14 protein-coding genes are annotated in these 16,411 nt (G+C 52.6%); 5 read left to right on the plus strand and 9 right to left on the minus strand.

The window, feature by feature from the left end; translation table 11 throughout:
* From H8Q75_RS09675 to H8Q75_RS09685, 3 genes are all read left to right on the plus strand, one after another.
* A partial coding sequence (locus H8Q75_RS09675; RefSeq protein ID WP_297041347.1) for a fatty acid desaturase occupies positions 1-793 on the plus strand: 793 nt, incomplete at its 5' end.
* Between the two features lie 14 nt (positions 794-807).
* Entirely contained in the window at positions 808-1,767 is a 960-nt protein-coding gene (locus H8Q75_RS09680) for an ABC transporter ATP-binding protein (protein WP_024124935.1), read from the plus strand.
* Positions 1,768-1,824: 57 nt separating this feature from the next.
* On the plus strand, positions 1,825-3,063 hold the full coding sequence (locus H8Q75_RS09685) for an endo-1,4-beta-xylanase (RefSeq protein WP_024124936.1): 1,239 nt from the start codon (positions 1,825-1,827) through the stop codon (positions 3,061-3,063).
* A gap of 2 nt (positions 3,064-3,065) precedes the next feature.
* On the opposite strand, the gene H8Q75_RS09690 is transcribed toward H8Q75_RS09685, so the two are convergent.
* Positions 3,066-4,805 carry an aldehyde dehydrogenase family protein gene (locus H8Q75_RS09690; RefSeq protein ID WP_051372806.1) on the minus strand — a complete coding sequence of 580 codons (1,740 nt, stop codon included), beginning with the start codon at positions 4,803-4,805 and terminating at the stop codon, positions 3,066-3,068.
* Positions 4,806-4,890: 85 nt separating this feature from the next.
* Here H8Q75_RS09690 and sufC point away from each other — a divergent pair, with 85 nt between their 5' ends.
* Both sufC and sufD read left to right on the plus strand, forming a co-directional pair.
* Positions 4,891-5,673: a Fe-S cluster assembly ATPase SufC gene (gene sufC / locus H8Q75_RS09695; protein WP_297041350.1), complete on the plus strand. Its 783-nt coding sequence runs from the start codon at positions 4,891-4,893 to the stop codon at positions 5,671-5,673.
* Positions 5,670-6,968 (plus strand): Fe-S cluster assembly protein SufD, encoded by a 1,299-nt coding sequence (gene sufD / locus H8Q75_RS09700; RefSeq protein ID WP_297041351.1) that lies wholly within the window; start codon positions 5,670-5,672, stop codon positions 6,966-6,968. Before sufC ends, sufD begins: the two co-directional genes overlap by 4 nt.
* Here the strand turns inward: sufD and H8Q75_RS09705 are convergent.
* The 8 genes from H8Q75_RS09705 to H8Q75_RS09740 form a co-directional block, all read right to left on the minus strand.
* The gene (locus tag H8Q75_RS09705; protein ID WP_297041354.1) at positions 6,948-7,496 is read right to left on the minus strand and encodes a PepSY domain-containing protein; all 549 of its coding nucleotides are present in this window, start codon (positions 7,494-7,496) and stop codon (positions 6,948-6,950) included. The genes sufD and H8Q75_RS09705 overlap by 21 nt on opposite strands.
* A 23-nt stretch (positions 7,497-7,519) precedes the next feature.
* The gene (locus H8Q75_RS09710) at positions 7,520-8,194 is read right to left on the minus strand and encodes a Fe2+-dependent dioxygenase (protein WP_041429631.1); all 675 of its coding nucleotides are present in this window, start codon (positions 8,192-8,194) and stop codon (positions 7,520-7,522) included.
* Positions 8,195-8,337: 143 nt separating this feature from the next.
* Positions 8,338-8,631, minus strand: a complete 294-nt coding sequence (locus H8Q75_RS09715; RefSeq protein ID WP_024124942.1) for a hypothetical protein — start codon at positions 8,629-8,631, stop codon at positions 8,338-8,340.
* Between the two features lie 81 nt (positions 8,632-8,712).
* Positions 8,713-10,113, minus strand: a complete 1,401-nt coding sequence (locus tag H8Q75_RS09720; RefSeq protein WP_297041357.1) for a HAMP domain-containing sensor histidine kinase — start codon at positions 10,111-10,113, stop codon at positions 8,713-8,715.
* Complete coding sequence (locus H8Q75_RS09725; RefSeq protein WP_024124944.1) at positions 10,067-10,756, minus strand: response regulator transcription factor; 690 nt, start codon at positions 10,754-10,756, stop codon at positions 10,067-10,069. The genes H8Q75_RS09720 and H8Q75_RS09725 overlap by 47 nt, the downstream gene beginning before the upstream one ends.
* A gap of 83 nt (positions 10,757-10,839) precedes the next feature.
* A complete protein-coding gene (argJ, locus tag H8Q75_RS09730; RefSeq protein WP_297041360.1) occupies positions 10,840-12,099 on the minus strand; it encodes a bifunctional glutamate N-acetyltransferase/amino-acid acetyltransferase ArgJ in 1,260 nt (419 codons plus the stop codon).
* A gap of 595 nt (positions 12,100-12,694) precedes the next feature.
* Positions 12,695-15,730 carry a phosphoenolpyruvate carboxylase gene (gene ppc / locus H8Q75_RS09735; protein WP_297041362.1) on the minus strand — a complete coding sequence of 1,012 codons (3,036 nt, stop codon included), beginning with the start codon at positions 15,728-15,730 and terminating at the stop codon, positions 12,695-12,697.
* Positions 15,731-15,832: 102 nt separating this feature from the next.
* On the minus strand, positions 15,833-16,411 hold a 579-nt coding region (locus H8Q75_RS09740; RefSeq protein ID WP_297041363.1), incomplete at its 5' end, for a DUF3352 domain-containing protein.

Here is a 16,411-nt window from a genome sequence, read left to right on the forward strand (position 1 = left end):
ATTTGCGATCGCTATTCTATCCACCTGGAGCTACTTTCAAGGTCACTGGCCGGGCTGGGTCTCATTTGTGGCCAATATGTTAGCCTTGCACCTGATGGGCACAGTGATCCACGATGCCTCCCACAATGTTGCCCACAGCAATCGCATCATGAATGCCATCATGGGCCATGGCAGTGCCTTGATGTTGGGGTTTGTTTTTCCGGTCTTTACCCGCGTGCACATGCAGCACCATGCCCATGTCAATGATCCCGAAAATGACCCTGATCACTACGTTTCCAAGGGGGGGCCGCTGTGGTTAATTGCGCCCCGCTTTTTCTACCATGAGGTTTTCTTTTTTAAGCGGCGGCTTTGGCGCAAGTATGAACTGCTGGAGTGGTTCCTCAGCCGCCTAACGCTGGTGGGGCTTGTCACCTTTGCGGCCCTCAATGGCTATTTGGACTACATTTTGAACTATTGGTTCCTACCCGCTGGGGTTGTGGGTTTGATGCTGGGGCTGTTTTTTGACTATTTTCCCCATCGTCCCCACACGGAGCGCGATCGCTGGCACAATGCGCGGGTCTATCCCAGTCGTGTCCTCAACATCCTCATTTTTGGCCAAAACTATCACCTGATCCATCACCTCTGGCCGAATATCCCTTGGTACAAGGTGCAGCCCGCCTACTACGCCGTCAAACCTCTCCTCGATGCTCACGGTTGCAAACAAACCCTTGGTATATTGGAACCAGGGAATTTCCTGCCCTTTCTCTACGATGCTTTGGTGGGTTTGCATTTTCATCGTCCCCGTTCTTCCTGAGGTGACTCCCCGCTATGGTGATTAGCGCTGCGGGCGATCGCCCCCCTGTAGTGGCAGTTGAGCACCTACAAAAATCCTACCGCACTGGTTTCTGGCTACAGACAGTGCTGACGCCCCTCAAGTCTGTCTCGCTGCAAGTCCAGCCAGGGGAAACCTTTGGCCTGCTGGGGCCTAATGGAGCGGGCAAGACCACCCTCTTAAAAATTCTTTTGGGGCTGGTGCGACCCACGGCTGGCCACGGTACGCTGCTGGGATATCCCTTGGGCGATCGCGCTGTGCGGCAGCGGATTGGCTACCTACCGGAAAATCCCTACTTCTACGACTATTTGACTGCTTGGGAGTTCCTAGAGTTTACGGCAGGCCTCTTTGGCCTCAGTGCCGCCACCCGCAAAAAACGCATTCCCCTGCTATTGGAAATGGTTGGCCTCAATCTCAAGGATGCCCGCAAAAAGCAAATGCGCCGCTATTCAAAGGGGATGGTGCAGCGGGTGGGATTGGCGCAAGCTCTAATTAACGATCCCGAAGTGGTCTTTTTAGATGAACCGATGTCGGGCCTCGACCCCCTTGGCCGCTACCAAATTCGCGAGATCATTCTTTCCCTAAAACAGCAGGGCAAAACAATTTTCTTCAATAGCCATGTGCTGGCGGATGTGGAAGCCATTTGCGATCGCGTTGGCATTTTGGCACAGGGGGAACTGATTTGCGCAGGTACGGTTGATGAACTCCTCGGCAGCAGCCAAGCCTATCATGTGGTCGGCAAAGGGGGCCATGTGGACGGCCTTCAGGAATGGCTCTATTCCCTAGAAATTCAGGGCGATCGCTGGCAAGGCGTGATCAAAATTCCCCTACAACGCTTCCTTGCTCTCGTTGAAGAAATGGGCGGCAAAATCCTACAACTGCGCCTGGCTCGCCCCACCCTAGAAGAGTTTTTTGTGGAACAACTGCGCCAACGGGGGATTCAAGTGACCTATTAGGAATGCAATTTAGAGATGCAATCCGTGTGAAATTCTCATCGCAAAAGGTCATCATCTATGCTGAACTGGCGCCGTTTTCTTCGGTTGAGTTGCCTAGCGGCTCTTTTAGTGGTTGCCTGTGGTACCTCTTTCTCTTCTGTGGCCACCGATACCCTCAGCCAGAAAATTGAGCAGTTGCGACAGGCGCCCCTTACCGTCGTGGTTGAGAATGCCCAAGGTCGTCCGATTCCCAATGCCCGCATCGAACTGGCACAGCAAAGCCACGCCTTCCCCTTTGGCGTTGCCCTCGATACGGAGATGTTTCGCCCCAGCCCACCCCCCGCTGCCCTTTGGTACAAGCAGACGGCTCAGGAAAACTTCAACGCTGCGGTTCATGAAAATGCCCTCAAGTGGTATCAATTGGAGCCAGAGCAGGGCAAGCTGGACTTTACCATGGCTGACACTATCTTGAACTGGGTAGAGGCGCAGGGCTGGCCAATGCGGGGGCATACCCTCTTTTGGGAAGTGGAGCAGTTTAATCCCCCTTGGCTGAAAACACTGCCACCCGAGCAATTGCGCGCAGCAGTTCAAAACCATGCCATGACCGTCTGTCGCCACTATCGCGGTCGCATCAACGAATTTGATGTCAACAATGAAATGCTCCATGGCAATTTTTTCCGCAGTCGCCTTGGTGAGGGCATTGTTAAGGAGATGTTTGACTGGTGCCGTGAGGGCAATCCCGAAGCCGTTCTCTATGTCAACGACTACGGCATTATTGAGGGCGATCGCCTAAAGGACTATGTTGAGCAGATTCGCAGTCTCTTGACCCAAGGGGTGCCCCTTGGCGGTATTGGTATTCAAGCCCATCTGGAATCTCCCTTGGATGAGGCCAAAATGCAGCGTGCCCTCGATACCCTTGCCCAGTTCAATCTGCCCTTAAAAATTACCGAAGTGAGTGTGAGCTTGCCCGATGAGCAACAGCAGGCCCAGACCCTGCGCCAGATTTACCGCCTTGGTTTTGCCCACCCCGCCGTCCAGGAAATTTTGCTTTGGGGCTTTTGGGCAGGGAACCATTGGCGTCCGCAGGCGGGACTCTATCGCCAAGATTTTTCTGCCAAGCCAGCGGCGATCGCCTACCGCAAGCTCCTCTTTGAAGACTGGTGGACTAGGGTGACCGGTCGCACCAATGCCCAAGGACAATGGCAGGGCCGCGGCTACCTCGGTCGCTATCGCTTAACCGTTACCGCCCAAGGCCAAACCCAGACCCGCGAGTTTGAACTGCCCCCAGGGGGAACCACTGTCACCCTGCGGGTATGAGCCTAGCCCCGCAGAGCCGCTGTCAAGAGGGAGAGCCAAGCCAAGGGATTGCCGCCAGCGTAAATGTCCATGACCGCCTGAGCCAGTTGAGGTAGGGTGCGATGGCCATAGAACCAAGGAGGAGTCACCGGTAACTGGAAGGGCACACGAACCACGGCTTTTTCGGGATAGTCAAACAGGAAGCTATTGTGAACGACGCCCACCCCAGAACCAATGGCCGCTGGCCTATGGCCAGGAAAGGCGCCCCAGGGGGTACAGCCCAACCCATAGGCCAAGGAGACCCAGGCATTAATGGCAATGGAACCGTAGCGCAGTTGGGCGATCGCCCGCTCCAGTGCCTCTGCATAGCTGGCCTCGGTCCGTGGATCAATGATTAGACTACAGCCAAGGGTGCCCCAGAGCCGCTCATTGACAAAGGTCACCGCAGTGGCAAGGTAGGCAGGGGCATCATTGACGGGCAGTTGCACCTCTGCCAACAAACCACAAAAGACCTCTTCGCGGAAAATCCGAGGATTCGCCGTCGGGGTGAGGCCTTCAATCAGGGTCCAAGGAATCGTGCCTTCCACCGCAGGACTCAGCACCGTGGCTTGGGGATAATCCGCCAAAAACGATTCATAGCGGGCGATCGCCCCCGGATAGTAAGCAGGACGCGACGGAATCCCTTGCAGTTGTACCTTTAGGGCGTTGAGGAAGGCCTCGCGCTGCGGCCATCCCGCAGCAGTGACCAGGATTTGCGCCCCAATGCAGTTGAAGCTGGCATTGTGAACAAGGGCACTGGCCACTTGGCGGGCTTGATACACTAGTTCAGACTCCGTCCACTGCCCGGGGACCATCAGCAAGGGCGTGACATTTCCCAATTCTGCCGTTACGGGTTTCCTCAGCTTGGGGCATTGGCGCGCCTTGCGAATGGCCTGCTCAGCCGCCGTTTCTCCCCAGAGCAGACGATTGTAGGTGTGGTGGGACCCCGTAATGTGAATGTGCTGCGTCAAGGGATGGTGGCAGAGGGCTTCGCCTAGGGCGGCATCCCCCTCCATGATCTCGAGGAAGCCCGCCTCAATCAGGGGCGCACAAATCTTACGAAAACACTCCGTCAAGGGAGCCAAGAGGGGATTCATCTTCAGGAGTGCCACTCGATTGGCCACCACGAGTTGATAGAGGGCATCCGCCAAGCACAAGGATGTAATATTGCCCGCCCCCAGCACGACAGCAACTCCCGGTGGGGGTGGGTTACGGTAGGCACTGCCTTGAGTTGGGGGGTGATTGGGTTGGAGCCAAACTGCCGCTTTCACCCCAAACCAGAGTAAGCGCTCTTGCCAATTGCGCGGCAGAATCTCAGCGATCGCCTGACCGGTGGGGGCGGTTCGCCAGCGGGGTACGGGGGGAGTTGCCTCGTGACGCAGGGCATAGAGATAGTGATCCAGCTTGAGAATCAGTCCCAGAGGGCCTGTTGTCCACTCTTCCCCTGCCCAGGCGCCTTGGGGATCAATCCCCTTGATTTGACAGGCTAGGGTAACCCACTCTGTGGCATGGCGGCGAGCCAGGGCCTTAACCGCTTTCAAATAGGGAATCCGCTGCCGCGGGGAGAGGGATTGCCAGCGGCCGGCCTGCTGGTGGAGGCGGTCAAGTTCGGGAATCGTGGCTGTGGAGAGTGCCATAGGGAAGTGGTTGGTTTTCTCCTGTGGACATTGTTTGCGGACATTGTTGAACAGCGGTGCCAGTTCTGGGCGGGCTGTTGTGATCAATGCTCTTGTGCCAAGAAACTCAATCGCGATCGCCCGCCCGCTGCGCTACATTAAAAAATTATGAACGATGCAGGGGAGGTAAGGCGTGATTCGTCCCGACAGCGAAGTCATTTTAGAAGTTAGAAAGTTAACAGCCAGTGTGGAGGACACCCCCATTCTCAAAGGGCTCAACTTGACGATTCGCGCGGGAGAAATTCATGCCATCATGGGACCCAATGGCTCCGGCAAAAGCACCTTCTCCAAAATTCTCGCAGGTCATCCCGACTACACGGTAACGGGTGGCGAAGTCCTCTACAAAGGCAAAAATCTCCTGGACTTGCCCCCCGAAGAGCGTGCCCGCGAAGGGATCTTTTTGGCCTTTCAATACCCCCTTGAAATTCCGGGGGTGAGCAACCTCGACTTTTTGCGGGTAGCCTACAATGCCAAGCGTAAGCACCAAGGCCGCGATGAACTGGATGCCTTTGATTTTGATGATTTGGTGCGGCAGAAACTCGAACTGGTGAAGCTAGATGAAGGCTTCCTCAATCGGGGGGTGAATGAGGGCTTCTCTGGCGGTGAGAAAAAGCGCAATGAAATTTTGCAAATGGCCCTGCTGGAACCAACCCTTGCCATCCTTGATGAAACGGACTCTGGGCTTGATATTGATGCCCTGCGCATTGTTGCCAACGGTGTCAACCAACTCACTCGCCCCGACAACTGCATTCTGCTCATTACCCACTATCAGCGGCTGTTGGACTACATCGTGCCCGACTATGTCCATGTCATGGAGGGAGGGCGCATTGTCCTCACGGGGCCAAAGGAACTGGCACTAGAACTGGAAGCACGGGGCTATGACTGGGTTCGCGAAGAGGAGGTGGCTACATCATGACAATTGCAGTCAATGCCAATTCCGATCAAGCGGATCTGCCCAAGGCCAGTTGCACCAATGAGCTCAATGACCTATTGAACTTAGCCCCGCCCCTGCGCCACCCTGAGCTGGCAGTGCTACGCCAAACTGCCCGCGATCGCCTCCATGAGCAAACCTTGCCGACCCCCCGTGATGAGGATTGGCGCTTTACGGATTTATCGGTTTTACGGACGCGCTCCTTTGAACCGCCCCTTGCCCCCCTCAACCCTGAAATTGTTGCTGAGGTGCGGCATTTACTGTGCGAACGCAGTTTTCCAAGCATTGCCCAGATTGTCCTGATTGATGGCTATTTTTGCGGGGAACTCTCCCGTATGGATGCCACGGGGGTTGAGTTATTGTCCCCCTCCCTGCCGGCGATCGCCCCCCCGGAGGTCTTCAGTGACCTCAATGCCGCAATGCTGGCAGAGCGGTTGTGTCTGCGCCTATCAGGACATCTCAGGGAGCCGGTGGAGGTGTTCTTTGTCAGTAGTCGGCAGCAGCAGAGTGTGGTCTCACCCCGCCTTACCGTTGAAGTGGCTGCCCACGGTCAAGTTAGCCTGATTGAGCGCTTTTTGTCCCTCACCGGTGATCAACAGTTCACCAACACTGTGACGGAAATTTCCCTAGGTGCCGCTGCTTGCTTGCACCACGTGCGAATTCAACACCAATCGCCGACGGCAATTCACATTGGGCAGACAGCCGTCCGCCAGGAGCGCGATAGCTACTATCAGGGGCACGCCATTGATTTGGGGGGATGCTTGAGTCGCCATCATTGGCAGGTGCAGATCCAAGGCAGTGGTAGCCAGACAATCCTGAAGGGGCTAGCGATCGCCATGGATGAGCAGATCGTGGACACCCACTCGGCAGTGCTCTTCCATGCTCCCCACAGCAGGAGTGAACAGATTCACAAGTGCATTCTTGGCGATCGCGCCCATGGCATCTTCAATGGCCGAGTGATCGTGCCCCAAGTGGCGCAACTCACGGATGCCAGCCAGCTCAATCGCACGCTGCTGCTCTCCGACAAAGCCCGTGTGGATACCAAACCACAACTGGAAATTGTGGCCGATGACGTCAAGTGCTCCCACGGTGCCACCGTCAGTCAACTGGCCGCAGAGGACCTCTTTTACCTGCGCAGTCGCGGCCTTGATCAGCGCCAAGCACGGGATTTACTGGTGAAGGCCTTTGCCCTTGAGCAGCTCAGTGATATTACGCCAGAGCCGCTACAGGGGGAAATTGAGGAAGCACTGCTGGCCAAGTTAGGCGGGTCGTTGGCGTAACATCCGCCAGCCGGTGAAAAACATCAGGAGCAAAGCCATACCCAGCAGCAAGACGTAGAGGGGTTTTAGGGCTGCGCCCAGATAGGCCCCTTCATGGACCTGTAATAAAATAGCCACCCTTTCCTTCGGCAACCCCAGCCAATAGCGACTCAAATGATACATCACTCCTGTGATGGCACTGATTAGCAATGGTAGAAGGAGAAACAAGGCGCCATATTGATGTATTACCCTCACTTTTATATTCCTCTTGGCAGAAGAAAGGGGACGTTTTAGAAGCCGCGGATTAATTAACCTGAAGCCGCTGACAATCAAGACAACCACGGCCCAGCTGAGCAAGAGCATATAAACGCAACTAAACCATTCCCCCAGACAGCTACCCGTATGGATTGCCATCATCGCTCTACCAAAGTCCTTTGATAGATTGAACCAACTACGGCCTAGACGATAGGCCAGCCCCGTACAAGCGGTTAGCCCTAAGGGTAAAAACAGAGCGATCGCTAGTTGACGATGTAGGTGACGGATGTTCATCTTCATCAAAAGAACGCAGCAAATTAAATTTCAGCCCATTTCCGCAGCAAGTTAGAGTACACCTTGCACAGGAGATCAAACTCTACGGTCTTTCCCTGCTTTTCAAAAATGCTGTGGCGAACCGTATCTAACTCAAAGAGCAGTTCCCGCTCTAGGGGATCACGAATCAAACTTTGCACCCAGGCAACTGCCACCAGGCGCACCCCCTTACTTACTGCCTCCACGCGATGGAGAAAGATAGAAGGATAAACAATCATTGATCCCGCAGGTAGCTTAAAATACTGCTCTCCTAGGCTGGTATCGAGAACCAATGCCCCTCCTTCGTAGGTCAAAGGATCATTTAGAAAAATCGTTAGGGAAAGATCAGAGCGCCTCAATTGATCACCACTTCCCATCAGGGCATTGTCCATATGGGTACCATAGGCCATGCCTGCCTCGTAGCGGCTAAACAGAAGGGAACCAATCATCTTGGGCTGGACATAGGTTTGAAAGAGCCGATTTCTCCCTAGGGCAGAGCGCACTATTTCCGAGGCAACTTGGTACTCCTGCCCCTCCTGCACCAGTTGTTGATTGTCTTTAACCGTTTTGGCATAAATCCCGGCAGTCCATTTGCCGTCCTCAAACACCCCGGCTTGTAGGAGTGTATTTAGCCGGCTCAATTCCTGAGTGCTGAGTAATTGATCAATTTGCAGTAGCATAGGGTACTTTTCTTGATGGGTATCCACAGGATAGTCATAGGAATCTTTCTGCTCTGCGGGGCAGAGCAACTAGCCTGCCCCATTGTGGCTGCACTACAACTCAAGTGCTCGGAAGAGAGCTTGACTCACAAAAACAAGACAACTTATGACTGCCAAAATCGATAACGACCGCGTTCGCCATATTCACCCCGTTCACCCCGTTCACCCCGTTCACCATATTCACCCCGTTCGCCCCGTTCACCGCGTCCGGCCATCAGGTAAATGCTAAAGCCTCCGGTTGGTTTGCCGCTGACAGCAGTGGCAGAGGCGCCGGGAACAGAGGGAACCCGATAGGATGTTCCTCCCTCTTCACCGCCAGCATTAGGAGTTTGGCAACTAGCTAGGGTCGTTGCTAGCCCTAGGGAAAGAAACAGGCGGACAGCTTGTGAAGAATTCATTGCAGACTACTCCTTAGAATGTTCAATGCTGCGTTTCTTCCCAACCCTAGCAAGAGAAAGTAAAAATCTTGGAAAGGATGCTTATGCCGCAGGCAGCTTGATAACAAATGTTGTTCCCTGATGTTGCTGACTGTAGACACTGACGGTCCCACCATAGTGATCAACGAGTGTCTTAACCACCGTCAAACCTAATCCTGAGCCTTGGGCGTAATGTAGCCTTGCTTCCTCGGAGCGCCAGAATCGGTCAAAAATGTGGGGTAGATCTTGAGGAGCAATTCCAATGCCGGTATCCTGAATTTCAACAATGGCAAAAGCCCCTTGGTTTCTAAGGCAAACAGTGATCGCCCCACGATCGGAAGTGTACTGAAGCGCATTATCTAAAAGATTGCTAAAAATTTCATAAATTTGTTGAGGATGTCCACGGACATAGGTATTAGTCTCGCATTGATAAGTCAGATGAATCCCTCTTCTTTCGGCGCGATCGCGGTTCAGTTCAATTAGTGAATCCAATAACTCATCTAAGTCAATTTCAACCCATTGACTCTGATCCAATATGTTGTTATCCATGCGGGCCAACATCAGAAGCTTATTAATCAAAGCACTCATCTGCTGGCAAGCCAATGAGATAACTTTAACCTTATTTAAATGGGGAGAATCAAGATTATTTAAGTAAATTTCTAGGAGTGAAATAGAAGCTTGAATGGCCGTTAGAGGATGGCGCAATTGATGAGAGGCATCCGCAGTAAATTGTTTGATTTGATTTAGTGAAACAACAATTGGTTCCAGATTTTTACGAGTTAACCAAGATGCCGCAAGGAGTGTCAGCGTGCTAATACATAGGATATTTAATAGAAAAACATGTCTTAAATAGTTAATCTCTTCTTCCAATTCAGCGGTAGATTGTATAACACAGACGTAGCCAAGAATTTGACTCTGCTGCCCTGGTTGAATCGGAGTTGCATGTACCGGTAGAAGAAAACGCTGATATTGATTTGCTTCGATGATGGTTCCAGAGGCAGGAAGATCATCGGGGAAGTTGATCTTCCCAAATCTCTTTCCTTCGTATAGAATTAGATTTCTATCCTTATCGTACCACTGAATACCTTGGGAAAGGTTAATTCGAGGGCTCTCTATAACTTCATAGACAGAACTGAAATAGTACTTACCCATTAATTGTGAAACAGTTATTGGCTGTAAAACCCCCAATTCATTTCTAGGGACATATGCTTTATACTCCGGCCGCTTCTTTAATTCTTCGTATTCATGTTGAAGAATAGAAAAAATATTGGCAGACCAATTTCCCACTTCCCTGAGATTGGTATTTAATTGATTAAAGCGCTGAGCAACAATCAAGGAGTAAATGGTCAATGAAGAAATAGATAAGATGCCATTAATCAGTAGAAAGTATACGAGAAATAGGCGATTTCGCAGCTGACTAAGTTTGCGATTGGAAGTTCGGATTAAGCCGATAGCCAAAACCATAGACAGTCTCAATAAAATTAGCAGGGGCCCCTACTGCTTTCAACTTATGACGTAGGCTTCTTAAGTGGACTTTAACCGTTTCCTCACCTGGCATCTCATCAAAAGGCCAAGCATGATCCACAATAGCTGAGCGGCTCAGAATACGGCTGCCATGGCGCAATAACACCTCTAAGATGGCATACTCTTTGGGTGTAAGATGCAACTCTTGATGGTTGTACATTACTTTAGTGCTATCGAGCTCAAGAACGAGGGCACCCCAGTGAAGAGTAGGGGTGAAGGGTAGTGGCTTGCGCCTCAATAGGGCACGGACTCTGGCCAAGAGTTCAGGGAGATCAAAGGGCTTGACAATGTAGTCATCGGCACCCGCATCAAGGCCAATGACTTTATCGCTACTGGTGTCTCGAGCGGTCAGCATCAGAATAGGAAGTGAGTGGCCTTTTTGGCGAATTATTTGGCAAAAGCTGAGACCGTCCATGCGAGGTAAGCCGAGGTCTAAGATAAGGAGGTCAAAAGGGCTGGCTTCTAAATAGTCAAGCCCCGTCTCTGCATCATGGACACTTTCAACAATGTACTGCTGATGTGCTAGGGATTCGGCAACTAAGCTCGCAATTGTCCTATCGTCTTCGATAATTAAGATTTTCACTTCTGCTGACAATGTCCCTGGTTGGTCTTTTTTGTTTTTGTTGCGATTGGTGGCGATCGCCGGCTCCCACTCGTAACGGACAGTTAAGTCGTGTATTCAGCGTTAATTTTAATGTAATCGTAGCTGAGATCGCAGCCCCAAGCGACCCCTTGACCACTACCGCGGCCAATACTTACCTCAATCACCACAGGATGGTCAATGGATTGCTGACCACTGGCATCCCTACTGGCGGCGGCTTGCTGAACTAAATAGGCATGGGCAGCAGCGCGATCGAAAGGTAAAGGCTGACCTTGGCGCATCATGGCAATGCCCCCCAGGGAAATGGCCAGATTACTGGCATCAAAGGGCACCCCGGCATAACCCGCAGCGGCAGCAATGCGTCCCCAGTTGGGATCTCGGCCATAGATAGCCGACTTGACCAGCATTGAACTTGCAATGGTTCTGGCCACTTGACGGGCAGCGGTATCATCACTGGCACCGCTCACTTGTACTTCAATGAGGCAAGTTGCCCCCTCCCCATCGCGGGCGATCGCCTTCGCTAAATGTACACAAACAGCCGTCAGCATTTCTTCAAGGCGGGTGGCGGCTGCTCCCGGCTCCGCGATCGCCGGAGTACGGGATTGTCCATTGGCCAAAGCAATTACACTGTCATTGGTACTGGTGTCGCTATCCACAGTAATTTGATTGAAGGAGCGATCGCAGGCGCGCTGTAGCATCTCCTGCCACAGATGGGGAGACACGGCGGCATCACAAGTAATAAAGGCCAGCATCGTTGCCATCTTCGGGTGAATCATTCCCGACCCCTTGGCCATCCCACCAATGCGAATGGTTTGCCCCTCCCACTCGGCTTCAAGAGCAATTTGCTTGGGTACTAAATCTGTTGTCATAATTGCCCGAGCAGCAGCCTCGCCACCACCATCACTCAAGTTTGCCGTCAGGGTTGGCAGCGCTTGGCGCATTTTTTCGAGGGGAATGGGTTGACCAATGACCCCAGTGGAGGCCACAAGCACCATCTCTGGACTGAGCCCCAAGGCCGTTGCCACCATATCCGCTTGGGCCAAAACCGCCTGCCAGCCCTGTTCTCCCGTGGCGGCATTGGCCTGACCCGAATTACACAAAATGGCCTGCGCCGTTCCCTTGGTTTGTAACCGCTGCCGACAGTAGCTGACGGGTGCGGCACACATATGGTTTGTCGTAAATACCCCAGCGGCGATCGCTGGCACATCGGAAACAATCAATGCCAAATCCGGTGCTCCTGAAGCTTTGAGTCCTGCCGTTATTCCCGCAGCTCGATACCCTTTGGCGGCAGTCACACCACCTGTAATTCGTTGCCAGTGGCTCATAGCGTCGTCAACAAGAGAATCGTTGCGATTATATCAGGGGTATTTCCCAAAACCGCAACTGTTAAGGTTTCTACAGCAGTCTAGGGAAAGATTACGACTCAAGGCGCAAAGTCGTTCGGGAATCGCTCCGGTTGCCGGCAAAATGCGGCGATTCAGCTAACTCAAGTTGTCGTTGTTATTTGCTCAGGTTCACTGTTGCTTTAAGGGGTCGATCCACCAGGTTCAAAAGCCAATAGGGGGGAATCTATGCCTCGGCATCGAGCACCAATTGCAAGGGGCGATCCTAAGATTATCAACAAGGGTAATATCTAGCCCAGGTTCACTGTGAACTGAAATTACAACCAGTGGTTAACAGCGCAGGGTTGCCCTATCACCAAACATTGGCATTAAGACCGGCAGCAGTTGGGTAATACAGGTTTCGGGGGCTATCCCCCAACAGCCATCTTGATCAGTCCCCCCCGCACTGGTTCAATAGGGTCATCTTCCTCCCAAAGGCCTAGCTCAACAGTGATAGTCCTCAACGCTGATTTGCATTAACTCCGGAGATAGGGTTAATGTGCAGGTCATCGGGGTCATGATTCACCCTTGCCGTTGCTTAGCCCGTATTGCGCATCCCCGCTGCTATGCCATTGATGGTCAAGAGTGCCCCCCGGAGCAATTCACCCCGACCATAGCGGGAGCGCAAAATTGCCCCAGAGGTAGTTTGGCTATTGTGCTGGCGCAGCCGTTTCAAAAGAGATACTTGCAGGAACCCCAAAGGAACAATGGTGCGATTGCGCAGTTGCACTGATCGCTGAAGCGCCGGATCCCCATCGAGTAGCCGCTCATGGCCAGTAATCGTGAGCACTAATTCCGTGGTCAGGCGATGTTCCTGAGCAATCTGATCGTAGAGGCGGAAGAAGGCTTCACGGTTTTGGGGCTGGCTGAGTTCTTGGACATAGTAGCGGGCAATCTCTAGATCGACCTTGGCAAGGGTCATCTCAACCTTAGAAATCACCATGCGGAAGAAAGGCCATTTGTAGTAGAAGTAGCGCAAGAGGGAAAGATGCTCAGCGGGTTTTTCCTCAAGGAATTCCTTTAGGGCAGTACCCACACCATACCAAGCCGGCAGCAGGAAACGGGTTTGCGTCCAACTAAAGACCCAAGGAATTGCCCGCAGGCTCTCAAGGGTTTTCTTGCCCCCCCGCCGTGTTGGCCGTGAGCTAATTTGCAGTTGGCTAATCTCTTGGATTGGGGTGACTTCGTTAAAGAATTCAATGAATTCTGGCTGCTCATAGATGAGATGGCGATAGCACTGGCGCGATCGCGTGGCCAACTCCTCCATAATCTCGTGCCAAGGCTCAATTTCATCAATACTACTGCGCAGCAAACTAGCTTGGATTACCGCTGTGGCCACTGTTTCGAGGTTAAAGAGCGCTAGTTCCGGCAACGAGTATTTGGAAGCCAGTACCTCCCCTTGCTCAGTAATCTTGATTCGTCCCTTAATCGTTTGCGCTGGCTGCGCCAAAATCGCTGCATAGGCAGGTCCACCACCCCGACCCACTGAGCCACCCCGACCGTGGAAAATGCGCAGTTGGAAGCCAAAATTCTCAGCAATTTTCTGGAGCTGTTGCTGCGCCTTGTAAATTTCCCAGTTGCTACTGAGAAAGCCGGAATCCTTATTGCTGTCGGAATAGCCCAGCATGACCTCCTGCAGAAAGGGGGTACTGTTGCTTCCAAGATAGCTCCGGCAAAAGGGGAGAGAGAATAGTTGCGTCAGCACCGCCGGGGCGTGTTTGAGATCTTCGACCGTTTCAAACAGAGGAATGGCTTGCAGGGTACTAGCTCCAGTGGCTGGATCAAAGAGGCCTGCCTCCTTGGCAAAGAGGAGTACCTCCAACAGATCGCTGACCTCGTGGCTCATGCTGATGATGTAGGTATTGCACAAATCGGTGCCAAATTCCTGCTGGAGTTGCCGCACCATGCGGAATGTTTCAATGATTTCATTGGTGCGATCGCTAAAGGGGAGTTCCCCCGGAATCAAGGGGCGACGGGTCGAGAGTTCACTGAGGAGCCAGCGAGTGCGTTCGGTTTCTGAGAGTTCTGTATAGGGACAGGGGAGAATACCCAAATAGGCGGTAATTTCATTGAGGGCCTCAGCGTGACAGGTGCTTTCTTGGCGAATATCCAAGGCTGCCAAATTAAAGCCAAAGACCTGCACTTGGCAAATCAAATCATCCAATTCGCGGCAGGCCAGTCCTGTTTCCTTGAGGTTACGCTGAATTAGCAGCAATTCTGCCAAGAATTCTTCACCGTGGCAGTAAAACTGCCCATTATTTAACTCTTCCGCCTCATGGCGGCGAATGCAGTAGGTTTGCAGCGCCCGGTTGCGATCGCGGGTATTTTGCAGCCGTTTGAGCACATAGGCCAGTTTCAGGCGGTAGGGTTCCTGCCGATAGCGCACCGCATACTGGTCATAGATACTAGGGAGTTGCCGCTGATCCTGCTCAAGGGAATCTAGCAAATCCGGCAGCACATCGCACCAGTGCAGGGACAGGCTGAGCAAATTGATTAAGCGCTCAACGGACTTAATATATTCCTCAAGAACTAAGTTGCGCTGATAGCAGGCGGTTTGCCACGTTACTTCTGGTTTGACATAGGGATTGCCATCGCGATCGCCCCCCACCCAAGAACCAAAGCGGCAGAAATTGTGACGGGGGGGCTCAAGCGTGGGAAAGGTTTCATGCAATGACTGCTCCAGGCGCCGATAGAGCTTGGGAATGACAGCAAAAATTACCTCCTTGAAGTAGTGGAGGGTGTATTCCACCTCATCAAGCACTTCCGGCTTAAATTGGTGCAACTCATCCGTGCGCCACCAGAGGCGAATTTCCTCCATCAGTTGTGCCCGTAGAGTTTGGGCATTCCAATCCGTCAGGTGTGCAGAAGCCCCCTCTAGCACATCCAGTTGCTCGAGTAATCGGGCAACCCGCCGCTGCTTATCACGAATTGTTTGCCGTACAATCTCCGTCGGGTGAGCAGTAAAAACCAGCTTAATGTCCAGTTGATCCAAAAGCTTTTGAATATGGCGCGGCGGCACATTCAGCATCTGCAGCCGAGGAAAGAGCCAAGCAAAGGAACCATACTGCTGAGTAGCGGGAATGGCTTCGTAGAGACTATGCTCTAGGCGTTCACTCGGCCCACTGCGCACAGCCGTTGCGTTGGCAGCATTATGAGGCAGCGGAAAACCTTCACCACTGACACCGGAAATCGGTTCACTCATGACGCTGCGGCGCCGCAATCTCTCTTGGGCAGCGCGTTCGCGGTTGTATTGTTGTTCGTAGTGCTGCTCAACGATGTTAATAATTTGAAAGTAGAGGTTAAAAGCGCGGGCCGCTCTAATGGCTTGATTGAGTTCGAGGGATTCAATGAGCTTGAGCAGTTCCCCTTCTGGGGCATGGAGCACATGACCTTCCGGCGAAGAGAGAGCACCTAAGCGCCGCAATAGATCAACCAATTCTTGACCCGATTCTGCCGCCAAGACATCGACCAAGACCTCTTCCACCAGTCGCAACCGTTCCTGTAGGGTACGGGCTGCTAAACTTTCACTTTCAATTAAGCGATCGCGATTGGTCGCATCGAGGACTGATGTCATATTTACCCCAGTCTGCAAACATAATACTCCCTACTTTACCCAATCCTGAACCAGGGCGGCACAACAATTGATAACAGGCCTACTAAGGATTTGTTAACAGTTCTAAGCGTTTTTGCTGCTGAGAATCAGTTCTAGGTGTTGCAGGCGATCGCGAACGCCATAATTCACCAAAGTAAGGCTTTGCAGACGTTCTAACCAGCCGGCGGTAATGCCATTGAGGTACTGAAGTAAGGGCCAACGCTGGCTCAAGGGGGCAAATAGCTGCGGCCAGCGGGCATAGATCAGCCCATGAATCCCTTGTCGCTGTCGCAACAGGTGCTCTGGCAACCAAGAGAGTTTTTTACTTTGATGCTGGGAAAATACCGATAGGGAAGATGCCAGTATTAGGCGATCGCCCCGTTGCCCATAGGCGGCGGCCACATCAGAGACCAAGCCTGTCCTTGTCTGCGGGTCAAGCATCAATTTTACCCAAGCGGTTACGGGTTCTTTATCCAAGACTAAGCGATTGACCTCATAGCCATTGGCACGGGCAAGATCATCCAACTGGTGCAGCAGCGTCGCCGTTTCTGGGGTATGGGTCGTCTGCCACAACCATTGCCAGTGTTTATCGGCTAGATACCAAAGGGCAAGGCAAAAGCGATCGCTGGCCAAGGGAAAAATCTGGCTAGTCAAGTCCACCGG

The organism is Thermosynechococcus sp. OHK43 (assembly GCF_014466085.1).
Taxonomy (GTDB): Bacteria; Cyanobacteriota; Cyanobacteriia; order Thermosynechococcales; family Thermosynechococcaceae; genus Thermosynechococcus.

Bases quoted from the DNA above. Each gene is read 5' to 3' on its own strand.
- H8Q75_RS09705 (WP_297041354.1), bottom strand. From the start codon at position 7,496: ATGAACATCCGTCACCTACATCGTCAACTAGCGATCGCTCTGTTTTTA.
- ppc (WP_297041362.1), bottom strand. From the start codon at position 15,730: ATGACATCAGTCCTCGATGCGACCAATCGCGATCGCTTAATTGAAAGT.
- H8Q75_RS09710 (WP_041429631.1), bottom strand. From the start codon at position 8,194: ATGCTACTGCAAATTGATCAATTACTCAGCACTCAGGAATTGAGCCGG.
- H8Q75_RS09685 (WP_024124936.1), top strand. From the start codon at position 1,825: ATGCTGAACTGGCGCCGTTTTCTTCGGTTGAGTTGCCTAGCGGCTCTT.
- H8Q75_RS09715 (WP_024124942.1), bottom strand. From the start codon at position 8,631: ATGAATTCTTCACAAGCTGTCCGCCTGTTTCTTTCCCTAGGGCTAGCA.
- H8Q75_RS09720 (WP_297041357.1), bottom strand. From the start codon at position 10,113: ATGGTTTTGGCTATCGGCTTAATCCGAACTTCCAATCGCAAACTTAGT.
- sufD (WP_297041351.1), top strand. From the start codon at position 5,670: ATGACAATTGCAGTCAATGCCAATTCCGATCAAGCGGATCTGCCCAAG.
- argJ (WP_297041360.1), bottom strand. From the start codon at position 12,099: ATGAGCCACTGGCAACGAATTACAGGTGGTGTGACTGCCGCCAAAGGG.
- H8Q75_RS09680 (WP_024124935.1), top strand. From the start codon at position 808: ATGGTGATTAGCGCTGCGGGCGATCGCCCCCCTGTAGTGGCAGTTGAG.